This is a genomic window from Peribacillus sp. CSMR9, from assembly GCF_033141925.1.
Lineage (GTDB): Bacteria > Bacillota > Bacilli > Bacillales > DSM-1321 > Peribacillus > Peribacillus simplex_A.
In genome coordinates this window covers 1-11,927 of the sequence record NZ_JAOPHO010000009.1, presented here as the reverse complement: position 1 = coordinate 11,927, position 11,927 = coordinate 1, and the positions used below count along the sequence as shown (strand labels likewise).

Below are 11,927 nucleotides of genomic sequence, written 5' to 3'. Positions count from 1 at the left end.
CTTATCTCTAAAAAAAGTGGTGAAATCGATGAATGAAAAAGTAAAAATAAAAGATTTTATACGAATCTTAAAAAAGCGAATATTTATCATTATACTTTCTGCAGTTTGCATTACTGGTTTCATTATTTTTTCGTCCATGTATCTTATAAAGCCAACTTATCAGTACTCAACTCAAGTTCTGGCAGGATCTTTAAGCATAGACGAAAAGGACGCTTCGATAAACAAAGTTCAAGAGAACAGACAACTTGCCCTTTCCTATATGGACATCATTAAAAGTCCTCAAATCATGATAGGGGTTAAAGAGGAATTGAACCTTAAGACTTCAAGTTATGACCTACTTAAGCAAGTTTCCATTACCAATAGAGATAATTCACAAATTATTACGATCACCGTCAAGGATTCGAACCCTGATTCCGCTAAAGATATCGCCCAGACTGTCGCGAGGCATTCCATCTCTACATTTAAGAACATTACCGACGTTAAACAGATTAGCATTCTCACTGATAATGAAATGGGACAAGCAGAACTGCTTTTCCCAAAGCCTAAATTCATTATAGCCATTTCAATCGTTTTAGGCTTTTTCGCTGGAATAGGCTTAGCACTTCTTAGAGAACACTTTGATGATTCGACCTACTCCGATCGGGAACTTGAACTACTCGGCATCCCATTATTAGGAAGGTTGGATTTGAATACAAAATGGAAAAACAGAAAGCGTAAAACAACTTATAAAACCTTACCTTCCACAAAGCGGGGTGAATATAGTGAGTATTAAATTCACAAGGAAACAATCCTTTTACCTAAATGAAATCAATAAAGAGCAATTTTACTCGATATGTAACAATATCGAGTCAAACCTTCAAAAAGACGATTCAATATTAATGATTACATCCATTTCACAATCACAGAATATTGCAAATGCCACCGCGTACTTAGCACTTGCCTTTTCTGAGCAACGTAAACGGGTGCTGGTAGTGGATGCCAATCTACGTCAGCCTTCGCTGCATCAAGTGTTTAATATCGATAATTCATTCGGTTTGACCAACTTGCTTTTAAATGAGAAGCCCAATATTAACGATCATGCTATACATATAAAGGGTCATCTATTCTGTATACCTACAAGCGAAGTCATTTATGAACCAGCAACTTTATTAACATTAGAGACCCTCCCCACCCTGATTGAAGAGTGGAAAAAGAGTTTTGATATCATTTTATTTCATACATCAGATAGTTTAAATAAACCTGATGCAAATATCGTTGCTAAATATTGTGATGGCATAATTTTAGCGATACAAGAGGGAAGAGATAAGTTAGAGAAAATTGCAAGTGTGAAAATGCAATTTGAAAGGGCAAACCTTGAAATTTCAGGTTCAATGATCATTTCGTAAAATCAAGGAGGACAACCAGTGGATTCGAAGGCCAGAGTCGATAGACAGGAAGAAATCCTGATAAAACCATTATCGACATCATCTTATTTTAATCTAAAGCGCACTATGGATTTTATCATCTCGTTTTTTATGCTGATTCTTTCAGCACCTATTTTATTCTTATTCTGCATTCTTATCCCTATTGATTCAACAGGCTCCCCTTTTTTTTATCAACAAAGATTGGGCCTGGATGGGAAGCCTTTCAATATGATTAAACTGCGTTCCATGGGCATCGATGCCGAAAAAAATGGACCAAAGTGGGCAAGTGAAAATGATTCTAGAGTTACCAGAATAGGAGCCTTTATCCGAAAAACACGCATTGATGAAATCCCTCAGCTCATTAATGTTTTAAAAGGGGATATGTCGCTCATCGGTCCAAGACCTGAGAGAGAATATTTCTATAAAGAATTCGAAACGTTTTTGCCTGGCTTTAAAAGCCGTTTATATGTGAAACCTGGAATTACTGGGTGGGCACAAGTAAATGGGGGGTATGATTTAACACCAAAGGAAAAGCTGTATTTCGACCTATATTATATTCAACACCGCTCATTTGCTATGGAAATAAAGATTTTGTTCCGAACATTGACCATAGTCTTTACTGGTAACGGAGCTAGATAATATAAAAAAGGGGTAGTGAAAAATGAATAAAGTGCTAGTAACTGGGGGCTTTGGATTTATTGGCTCTCATATTGTCGATACATTAATCCGTAATAATTATGAAGTGGCTATATATGATAACCTATCTACCGGAACTATGGGGAATGTCCATGCCAATGTCACTCCCTTCTTTGGAAATGTTGAAGATGAAGCCCTGCTCGATAATGCGATGGAGACATTTAGACCTGACTATGTCATTCATCAAGCTGCACAAGTTAGTGTACAAAAATCCATTTCGGACATTACGAATGATGCACGGATCAATATCTTGGGAACGATAAACATCGCTAAGCTCTCTCACAAGTATGCCGTAAAAAAGATCGTGTTTGCCTCATCTGCGGCTGTATATGGAAATGCTGATGTCATGCCAATTACCGTATCACATCTTACTTCTCCATTATCACCCTATGGTGCATCAAAAAAAACGGCAGAGGATTATCTAAAGCTTGCAAAAGAATTATACGATTTAAATTATGTGAATCTTCGATATAGTAATGTATATGGACCAAGACAGACAGCAAGCGGCGAAGGCGGTGTCGTATCGATCTTCACTAATCTTGTCATAAATAATGAGCGGCCCGTTATTTATGGGGACGGCACTCAAACGAGGGATTTCATCTATGTTAAAGATGTAGCTGATGCCAACCTGAAAGCTTTGGAATCAGAAGGAAGCGGCACCTACAATATCTCATCAACCACTAGTACAAGCATCAATCAATTATTCTCGATTATCCAATCATTTGGCACCCATGATTTATCTCCTATTTATCAGCCCGCGAAAAATGGGGACATCAAAGAAAGCTTACTCTGTAATAAAACGACTATTCAAAAATTGGGTTGGCACCCCGCCCATTCACTTGAAAAGGGTCTTGAGAGCACATATGAATATTATTTAAATCAAAATCACCCTTCTTTAACCGCAAAGGCACTGCATTCACCTGCACCACTACTCAAGCCAACGACTTTATCGTCATAAAATCGGGAGCGAAAAAAGTGAACACAAAGAAGAACTCTATTTTAAAAAATATTGTCCATTTATTTTACAGTACAATTCTATCTAATGTCCTTAATGCGGCCACTCTCATTCTATTAGCTAATTATTTTAACTCAAAGAACTATGGGATTTTTAGTGTGGCACTTGCTCTTGCCATGGTCATGAACTTTTTTACGGACCTAGGGGTAAGTAATACTTTCCTAAGGGAAGGATCGAAGAAGGAACACTTAGGGAAGGCATTTTCTTCTTATATTAAAATTCGGATTGTTTGCTCCCTTTTAACCTTTTTTGTTTTCTTTGCCGGCATACAGATTCTTTATAAAGAACAACAGATTCTTTATATGATCTACAGCCTAATGATCCCCATGGTCATTGGCCTGGCGATGCAGAGTATCGGAATAACCTATTTTCAATTAACTGAAAGGATGCAATACATCGCGTCGATAAAAATCTTCTCATCCGTTGCTTTAATCATCTCAACCACGGTGAGTATGGGCTTAAAAGTGGATGTCCATTCAGCAGCCTTCTTATATGGATTTTCTTATTTGGCCGGTGGGCTTTACAGCCTTTATCTACTACTGAAAAAAGCGGAAATAAAATGGAAATCCCCTTTCGAAAAACAATTATTAACAAATCTTGGTCCGTTTTTAATCAGTGGGTTATTTATCATGCTAACCCCACAATTGGGACCATTGGTGTTAGAGAAAACACTGCCTTTAGCGCTTGTTGGTCTCTTTGCTGTAGCCTACCGGATTCCTTCTGCTTTATACCAAATACCAGGGGTCATTGCAGGCGCTTTTTTTCCGCTTTTATTTAAGCGATACAACCAAGGCGAGCTTGCAGAACACACTAGATTAAATATCCTGCAAATGAAAATCATGTCCTACATCGGCATGTGCATGACGATATCCCTATTCTACTTGGCTAAATATCTCGTCACGCTTTTATTCGGAGTCGAGTGGGGATCTGCGGTTCAGCCTTTAAAAATACTGGCCTTTATAATCGTTCTGCAAGGCTTCAACATTGCGATTGCTGACGGTCTCACAACAAGGGGATTACAGAACAGGCGTACAATGGTCCAGTTTATGACCATTACCGTCGGTTTGGTTTCCTTCTACTTTCTTAGTGTCAACTATGCAGTTGCTGGTTCAGCTTTTGCCGTCCTAACGATGGAAATCGTATCATTCATTGGCTATGTCGCTGCGAATCCAGAAAAAAGAACGGTATTTTTCAAGGTCATCCTGCCGTATGGTTCTTTCTTTTCCGTTAGTTTCATCCTAATGCACGATTCATTATCCAAGTATCCTTTCATAGCCATGATTTCTACCATCATTTTAGTCACTGGCCTAATGTTGATACTCGATAAGGACATCAAACAACTAATCGCAGGATTCCTTAAAAAGAAAAATGACACCAAACATTTACAAGATGGGAGACAAAAAGAGAATGGAAAGATTGCTAATTAATAAGAACACCTCCATGTGGTCAGTCTTTCTCTTGTTATTTTTTATTACACTCAGTAAATATAATATATCCATCGGTTTTTCATTAAAAATTTACATGATTTTTCTAGCCATATTCTTCTGCATTCATTTTCGGGATTTTTATTTCCATACCCTTTACCATTATGAAATCCTATTGCTTTTATTTTATTTTACCTATTGTCTGAGCGGTGCTTTTTCCCAATACCCTGAATCGAGCATTCGGGTCATCCTAGGCGTGATACTCGTACTTGGCTGTTATTTCATCATGAGATATGTACTGGAGCTAACAACGGTAAGTGCCATTGAGAATTCGATTGCAAATGTCGGGATCATCTTTAACGTTAGCAGCCTATTATTATACATCATTGGAATACAGGTGACGGGAAGATTTCCAACAGGTGTTGAGATTACATCATATGGATTATTATTGGACAGGGATTATCCACGATTAATCGGTTTGCTGGATGACCCGAACATCTTCATTTTTTTCAACACATTATTTTTTTCCTTTTATTTAACCCATTTAAAGGGATTCAAGCACTCAATTGGATTCATCCTATGTATGATTACTTCCCTTCTGACTTTTTCAAGAGGTGGTATTTTAGCGCTCGTACTGGTGGTCTTTTTGTATATGCTCTTAGCCAATTTCTCAAAAAAAATCAAAATGATTACTGTTTCTTTGTTATGTCTAACTGTGATGTATATTGCTGGAACTATTATCAAAATAGATTTCAATGAAATTATCACTAGCCGCATTACTGACTTTTCAACAGATGGCGGCAGCGGCAGGTTTGGATTATGGGGACAGGCGATCAACTACTTTATGTCCAATCCCCTTTTTGGCATTGGTGCTTTCAATTTTTCCGATTATTACGCTTTCGAGCATAATGAAAAGCTATATGTTCATAATACGTATCTTGAGGTTTTAGTAGAGTCTGGAATCATAGGCTTTCTGTTTTACATTTCCTTTTTATTGATGCTCATCATCACATTATTCAAGACTAAATTACATAAAGAAAAACCATTCATCGTGCTTACTCTTTTTGCTTTCTTAATACAGATGATGTCCCTTTCCCTCATGATTAATGAAGCATTTTTTTCCTTTTTAGCATTAACTTTAAAATATATTTCCTTATATGAGAGAAAAGAGGTGGAAAGTAATGATCTACAGCAAAAAGGATGACAGACCTTTAGTTTCCGTGATAACTCCCTCGTATAACAGCTCGCCTTTTATAACGGAAACGATAAAAGCCGTCCAAGATCAAACCTACTTTAACTGGGAGATGATCATTGTTGACGATCAATCAAAGGATGACTCGGTTCATGTCATTAAATCCTATTCGGATAACGATTCACGGATCAGACTTATCCCTTTATCTAAGAATGTCGGGGCTGCCCGCGCTAGAAATATAGCGATTAAAGAAGCCCATGGAGATTATATCGCATTTCTTGATAGTGATGATCTATGGCTCCCAACTAAATTGGAAGAACAAGTCACATTTATGCAAAAGGGAAATCTTGCTTTTTCTTTCACCTCCTATTCTTTAATAGATGAAGAAGGAAATTCTCTTGATGTTGAAGTAAGCGCACCTAGTACGGTGGATTATAAGCAACTGATTGGAAATACAACGATTGGCTGTTTGACCGTGATGTTGGATAGACTGCAAATCAAGCATATTGAAATGCCCGATATTCAGCCTGAGGATACCGCATTATGGCTGTTGCTGTTACGCCAAGGATATAAAGCGCATGGCCTACCTAAAGTCTTATCCAGATATCGCATTGTCAGTAACTCTACCTCAAGAAATAAATGGAAGGCTGCTTACCGATATTGGAAACTGTTACGAAGTCAGGAAAAATTGAATTTTGTACAAGCTAACTTTTATTTTAGCAAATACGCCTATAACGCATACAACAAAAACAGAGGTTCGCTGCCTGCCTCTATACCAACTGGAGGGAAATAAGGTATATGAACAATGTCCTGCTACTTACCGATAAACTCATAATAGGCGGAGCTGAGATGTATTTTTGTAAATTGGAAAACCATCTCCAAGATGAAAACATGACGTTTTACTCTGCTGCTGCAACGGGTGAATTGTACAAGCAAATCCATAACAAACAACAATTCATTCCTTTACGTTTAAATAATCACCTTGCCAATCTTAAACTACTATGCAAACAAGTCAGCCAAAAACGGATTGATGTCATTCATGCCAATAGTTTACGAATGCTGCTATATTCGATCGCCATCAAGAAACTGACCAGAAGAAATATCAAACTGGTGTATACCAAGCATAACGTAACGATCCTAGAAAAAAAGATGCCCTTACTATTTAAAAGGCTGCTGAATAAGCATGTAGAACAAATCATCGCGATCAGTAATTTTGAAAAGGATAACCTACTTCAGCTGGGTGTAAGGCAGGATCTAATACGGACGATATACAACGGTGTGGATGTGGAACACTTTTCTTTTAAACAACTACAGCCTAAAGAAACTTTCAATGTGGGGATTTTAGCCCGCCTATCAAAAGAGAAAAATCATGAGCTTTTCTTGAAAATTGTTAATGAGTTGAAAGATGTACCTAACGTGATGTTCTATATTGCCGGAGATGGACCAGAGCGGGAATTTGTAGAAAAAATGATTAAAAACTTAAATTTGCGCCATAAAGTGAAGCTCCTAGGCAATGCCTCCAATCCGTATGAATTCATATGCAATATGGACGTACTACTATTAACTTCACTTAGGGAAGTGTTCCCAATGGTCGTCCTGGAAGCAATGGCTGCTGGAACGCCCATCATGTCAGTGGATGTTGGCGGCATTAAAGAAGCGGTTGTGGACCATGAAACCGGGATTCTCATTTCACATCATTCGGAACAAGAATTTGCCAAACAGATTAAATCACTTCAAGGTAATGATGATTTAAGACAACGCTTGGGAAGCAAAGCAAGACAAAAGGTAGAAGATTCTTTCTCCCTCTCTAATATGATTCATTCTACACTGAAAACTTATCAATGATTAAAAAACAAACGATGGCCTCGTTTGTTTTTTTTGTTTTTTTACCTATACATAGTTTTTGGACAATCATATGCTATATAACATCACTTTAAAAGGAGTGTTATAGATGACAGACCCACTCAGCCTCCCTGAAGATTGCCAGAACAGGGATGTTGCCAATATTGATTGTTTTGGCGCTAATCCGGATTTAGCGGATAATTCACCAGCCATTCAAGCAGCGATTGATTATTGTGTAGTTAATAACTACTCTAAAGTTATCATTACAGGGAAGAAACAATATACCCTCTCCTCCCCCATTGTCATTAAGTCGAAAGTGCAACTGGAAATTGATCCAACGATAACATTAATCGTTAACGGTAATTTCCAGGTTTTTGAGCTGCAGAAGGATGCTTCCATCTCCGGCGGGACGATTGAAGTCGTGGATCCTAGCTTCAATTCATCCGTCATTTTTCTTTCCGGGGAGCAGCAAATAGAAATCCATAACCATACAGCTATATCCAATATCAATATTATCAACCGTACAACAACGTATCAGGGTATAGCCATCCATTTATATTGTAAACAAGCATGGGATTTCATCAGTTTCTTTAAGGTAAGCTCCCTCCAAATCACAAACTTCCATACAGCCATCTATTTAAAAACCGAAAAACTTTTAAATATAGACACCCCGTGTTGGATTAATGCCAACTCCTTCGAATCCATTTTTATAGATGGCTGTCAGTACGGTATCGAGATTGTAGGAAACAGTGATTTACCTTACGAAATTTCCGGGAACACCTTTACTGGAATTCAAGTTCAATGCCGAAAACAAACGAAAAAAGTCATTCGATGCTCAGGTGCTTATAATATATTTGAAGGCATCATATGGGATATCTACCGAATGGACGCTCCCCCGCTGGTCATTGAATTCTCCTCAACTTCCCATCACAACTACCTCTTTTCGAACCAGCTAGCAACATCCATTCTAGACCAAGGCCAATACAATCGATGCACATCTCCTCATGAAGAATCTCTCCAAGTATATCCACCTCTTGCCTTAGGCAAAGCCCAACTGGTCGGGAATCAGGACGATTTCTTAGTAAATGCAAACGTCCGCTATGCTGTACGTCAGCTTTCTGGAAAAGCCCCTTATGGAGGAAATATCAATAACTGTTTCAATTTACTCGATGAGCAAAGTGTAAATTACCTGGATGTTCCTAGTTCCCAACCTGTTGTAATCGAATTGGACTTTTCCAAACAACCTATTAATATGCTAAATTGCTTTGGTATTTATTTTGGCTGGAATGAAAGTCCCAGCCGGGTGTTGATTGAATATCAACAAAGCTTAAATGGACCATGGACAGTTGCAAAAAACCTCCCATTTAATGCCGGTAACACCGTCATCTCAGAAGCAAGAGCAGAGGTGCTGTATAAAGTGAAACTGACGTTAAGCGGCTATACACAAGAGCATAAACGATTCCGGATTAACCGGATCTTCGCAAGATCATCCTTACAGCCTGGTACAGCTTGGCTGCCGACTACAGGCGGAACATTATATGGAGATTTAGAACTTCAAAAAGGGAAAGCTGTGACAATGGCTTCACCAAACGGAACAAGGTGGAAAGTGACTATTAATGATCAAGGACAAATTATCACTTCAAAGCTATAACCTTTAAAATTCAAAAAACTGGTATATATACTCGTTATCCAAAGTTGAAAGGGTTTTCCCCCTAATATGGATAACGATCAATAGTACCAGTTAATCATTTTGAAATATAATAGATGAGTGCATTTATATTAGCTAATCACCCTTTTTGGATTTTATTTACTGATTCAAGATATTGGCTTGACCCCTGTCAGTGATTCGGCTCATAGGCAAGGATGGGATATCAATGCTAGTGCCCATGCTATTTTCCGTAAGTTCAATAACATTGTTTTGAAGTGTGATTTTGTCCAAATCCCAGAACATTCCCTCAAACTTATTATATTGACCGCTTACCTTCAAAATGCTCTTTGTTTTGCCTGAAGGCTGTATCTGCAAATTCGTAAATTGATTGCCACTCGCCTCATTCGGAATGGTAGAACCACTATTTATGGAAATCATGTTCACACAATCTTCTAAAGATAGATTCAAAAACCGATTAGCATTGATCCATGCCTTTCCAGAAGACGGTTTTTCAGCCACTAACTTTACCCCAGTCTTCATGCCTGCAACCTTGACATTTTCAAAGTTCACGAAAGAAATCTCATGACCTTTACCGCCAGCATATAAAGAAATCCCAGTACCCTGATTACTTTCAGACCAATTAATAATATTTACATCCTTCACTTGTGTTTTGTTCCAGGTATTATAATATTTATACTTACCATCTAAGTAAATGACCTCTGAATTAAATTGAGCATCATTTATCACTACATAAGCACCTTCAATCGAAGCATTCTGTCCAAGCTCAAGCACCCTGAAGTTCCCCTCCACAATGAACTTCGTTCCATAACCGAATAGCAGCTTAACACCCTTCCTAACGATGATCGGTGATGAAATCGTATACTCCCTATCATCGAGCATAACGGTCTTTAATTTATCCTTGTGTGCTTTATCAATAGCAGCCTGAATCTTCGCAGAATCATTGGCACCTTTAAAATCTTCAACGTATATCTTCTCTTTGTGATTCGACATAGAATGTTTCTGCTGAAAAATGAAGAAAACAATTAGCACTAAACATAAGAAAAAAATGATTATTTTTTTCATGAAACACATCCCTTTTTAGTTTTTTTATTTACTATTGTTCGAATGCTAATTGAAGGTTCCATCAATGATGAATTCCCTTCCAGACGATACACTATTTTGAAAAGGACAGCTATCTATCGTTGCATTTTTAAAAAAATTATGACTGAAATGTTTGTGGATTTCAATATAGAAGAAAGAATAGGTCAACAAGAGGTATTTATATAATAGAAGGATTTCTTATCCAAGTTATTAAAAAAGACAAAGAGCTTTCAAGGACTCTCTGTCTCTATAATAAGAAGTTCCTATATAAAATCAATAATTACTGAAATTCAGATGGAGCTTTATCAACTTTACCAAAACGATATAAGATTTCTTGAACAATTCGAGTAGAAGCCTTTCCATCTCCATAAGGGTTTGCTGCCTTAGCCATGGCATTATATTGTTCTTCATTATTTAATAACTCATGTGCTGTATGAAAAATAATATCTTCATCAGTTCCTACCAATCTTAAGGTTCCTGCTTTTACTCCCTCTGGTCTTTCCGTTGTATCTCTAAGTACAAGGACTGGAACACCCAAAGACGGTGCCTCTTCTTGAACTCCACCAGAATCTGTTAAAATAAGATGGGAACGTGACGCAAAGTTATGGAAATCGATAACCCCTAATGGTTCTATAAGATGGATTCTATCATCATTACCTAGTATTTCATCAGCAATTTCTCTAACAGCTGGGTTAAGATGAACAGGATAAACAACCTGTATATCACTATTTTCTGCTAAAAGTCGTTTTATTGCCCTAAACATATTTCTCATAGGCTCTCCAAGATTTTCTCGCCTGTGAGCAGTCAACAAAATCATTTTGTCAGAGCCTATTTCATCTATAAGATCATGCTTATAGGAATCTGATATGGTCGTTTTTAAAGCATCTATGGCTGTATTACCTGTTATAACAATTGATTCTTGCTTTTTATTTTCTTGTATAAGATTTTCTTTGGATTGAACTGTTGGGGAAAAATGCAAATCGGCTATAACTCCAGTTAATTGCCTATTTACTTCTTCAGGGAATGGAGAGTACTTATTCCATGTTCTTAAACCTGCCTCAACATGTCCCACTAAAATTTGATTATAAAAGGCAGAAAGGCTTGCAACAAATGTTGTAGAAGTATCACCGTGAACTAGAACTAAATCTGGTTGCACTTCTTTCATAATATTATCTAACCCTGATAATGCATTTATAGTAACTCCTGTCAAAGACTGCCGGTCTTTCATAATATCCAAGTCATAATCCGGATTAATTTGAAAAACCTCTAAAACCTGATCTAACATTTCTCTATGTTGAGCTGTAACCGTAACCATAGATTTAATACTTTCGGGATACCTTTCTAATTCTAATACTAAAGGAGCCATTTTTATCGCTTCTGGCCTGGTGCCAAAAATAGTCATAATTTTTATTTTTTTATTCATAATTTCAACTCCTTGTATAATTTAGTTTATGTTATTAATTCTGATACCATTAAATATTTTATATAATTCCAAAAAAAATCACTTATATATCTTTTCAACCTTTTTATTGTACGATTACGCAGCTTGAATACTCTTTCAAACATTTTTTTAGATAAAGAATTAGTTACAAAACCCGGAAGAAGC

General features: G+C 37.2%; 11 protein-coding genes. 9 read left to right on the top strand and 2 right to left on the bottom strand.

Features of this window, described 5'->3' with window-relative positions; translation table 11 throughout:
- The first annotated feature begins 28 nt into the window (after nucleotides 1-28).
- From N9I19_RS07340 to N9I19_RS07300, 9 genes are all read left to right on the top strand, one after another.
- Nucleotides 29-772 carry a YveK family protein gene (locus N9I19_RS07340; protein ID WP_317777373.1) on the top strand — a complete coding sequence of 248 codons (744 nt, stop codon included), beginning with the start codon at nucleotides 29-31 and terminating at the stop codon, nucleotides 770-772.
- Nucleotides 762-1,385: a CpsD/CapB family tyrosine-protein kinase gene (locus tag N9I19_RS07335; RefSeq protein ID WP_317777372.1), complete on the top strand. Its 624-nt coding sequence runs from the start codon at nucleotides 762-764 to the stop codon at nucleotides 1,383-1,385. Before N9I19_RS07340 ends, N9I19_RS07335 begins: the two co-directional genes overlap by 11 nt.
- A 105-nt stretch (nucleotides 1,386-1,490) precedes the next feature.
- Complete coding sequence (locus N9I19_RS07330; protein ID WP_317777408.1) at nucleotides 1,491-2,042, top strand: sugar transferase; 552 nt, start codon at nucleotides 1,491-1,493, stop codon at nucleotides 2,040-2,042.
- Between the two features lie 22 nt (nucleotides 2,043-2,064).
- Complete coding sequence (locus N9I19_RS07325) at nucleotides 2,065-3,057, top strand: NAD-dependent epimerase/dehydratase family protein (protein WP_317777371.1); 993 nt, start codon at nucleotides 2,065-2,067, stop codon at nucleotides 3,055-3,057.
- 17 nt (nucleotides 3,058-3,074) lie between these two features.
- Complete coding sequence (locus tag N9I19_RS07320) at nucleotides 3,075-4,541, top strand: lipopolysaccharide biosynthesis protein (protein WP_317777370.1); 1,467 nt, start codon at nucleotides 3,075-3,077, stop codon at nucleotides 4,539-4,541.
- Nucleotides 4,522-5,742: an O-antigen ligase family protein gene (locus N9I19_RS07315; RefSeq protein WP_317777369.1), complete on the top strand. Its 1,221-nt coding sequence runs from the start codon at nucleotides 4,522-4,524 to the stop codon at nucleotides 5,740-5,742. Before N9I19_RS07320 ends, N9I19_RS07315 begins: the two co-directional genes overlap by 20 nt.
- Nucleotides 5,720-6,523, top strand: a complete 804-nt coding sequence (locus N9I19_RS07310) for a glycosyltransferase family 2 protein (RefSeq protein WP_317777368.1) — start codon at nucleotides 5,720-5,722, stop codon at nucleotides 6,521-6,523. Before N9I19_RS07315 ends, N9I19_RS07310 begins: the two co-directional genes overlap by 23 nt.
- A 5-nt stretch (nucleotides 6,524-6,528) precedes the next feature.
- Entirely contained in the window at nucleotides 6,529-7,575 is a 1,047-nt protein-coding gene (locus N9I19_RS07305; protein WP_317777367.1) for a glycosyltransferase family 4 protein, read from the top strand.
- Between the two features lie 106 nt (nucleotides 7,576-7,681).
- Nucleotides 7,682-9,223 carry a glycoside hydrolase family protein gene (locus N9I19_RS07300; protein WP_317777366.1) on the top strand — a complete coding sequence of 514 codons (1,542 nt, stop codon included), beginning with the start codon at nucleotides 7,682-7,684 and terminating at the stop codon, nucleotides 9,221-9,223.
- Between the two features lie 156 nt (nucleotides 9,224-9,379).
- Here N9I19_RS07300 and N9I19_RS07295 read toward each other — a convergent pair whose 3' ends face one another.
- Both N9I19_RS07295 and wecB read right to left on the bottom strand, forming a co-directional pair.
- Nucleotides 9,380-10,303, bottom strand: coding sequence for a hypothetical protein (locus N9I19_RS07295; RefSeq protein ID WP_317777365.1), 924 nt, complete (start codon nucleotides 10,301-10,303; stop codon nucleotides 9,380-9,382).
- Nucleotides 10,304-10,601: 298 nt separating this feature from the next.
- Nucleotides 10,602-11,744, bottom strand: a complete 1,143-nt coding sequence (wecB, locus tag N9I19_RS07290) for a non-hydrolyzing UDP-N-acetylglucosamine 2-epimerase (protein ID WP_317777364.1) — start codon at nucleotides 11,742-11,744, stop codon at nucleotides 10,602-10,604.
- Nucleotides 11,745-11,927: the final 183 nt, after the last annotated feature.

Excerpts from the sequence above, each read along its gene's own strand:
- N9I19_RS07340 (WP_317777373.1), top strand. The coding sequence starts at position 29 with ATGAATGAAAAAGTAAAAATAAAAGATTTTATACGAATCTTAAAAAAG.
- N9I19_RS07325 (WP_317777371.1), top strand. The coding sequence starts at position 2,065 with ATGAATAAAGTGCTAGTAACTGGGGGCTTTGGATTTATTGGCTCTCAT.
- N9I19_RS07295 (WP_317777365.1), bottom strand. The coding sequence starts at position 10,303 with ATGAAAAAAATAATCATTTTTTTCTTATGTTTAGTGCTAATTGTTTTC.
- N9I19_RS07330 (WP_317777408.1), top strand. The coding sequence starts at position 1,491 with ATGGATTTTATCATCTCGTTTTTTATGCTGATTCTTTCAGCACCTATT.
- N9I19_RS07315 (WP_317777369.1), top strand. The coding sequence starts at position 4,522 with ATGGAAAGATTGCTAATTAATAAGAACACCTCCATGTGGTCAGTCTTT.
- N9I19_RS07310 (WP_317777368.1), top strand. The coding sequence starts at position 5,720 with ATGATCTACAGCAAAAAGGATGACAGACCTTTAGTTTCCGTGATAACT.
- wecB (WP_317777364.1), bottom strand. The coding sequence starts at position 11,744 with ATGAATAAAAAAATAAAAATTATGACTATTTTTGGCACCAGGCCAGAA.
- N9I19_RS07305 (WP_317777367.1), top strand. The coding sequence starts at position 6,529 with ATGAACAATGTCCTGCTACTTACCGATAAACTCATAATAGGCGGAGCT.
- N9I19_RS07300 (WP_317777366.1), top strand. The coding sequence starts at position 7,682 with ATGACAGACCCACTCAGCCTCCCTGAAGATTGCCAGAACAGGGATGTT.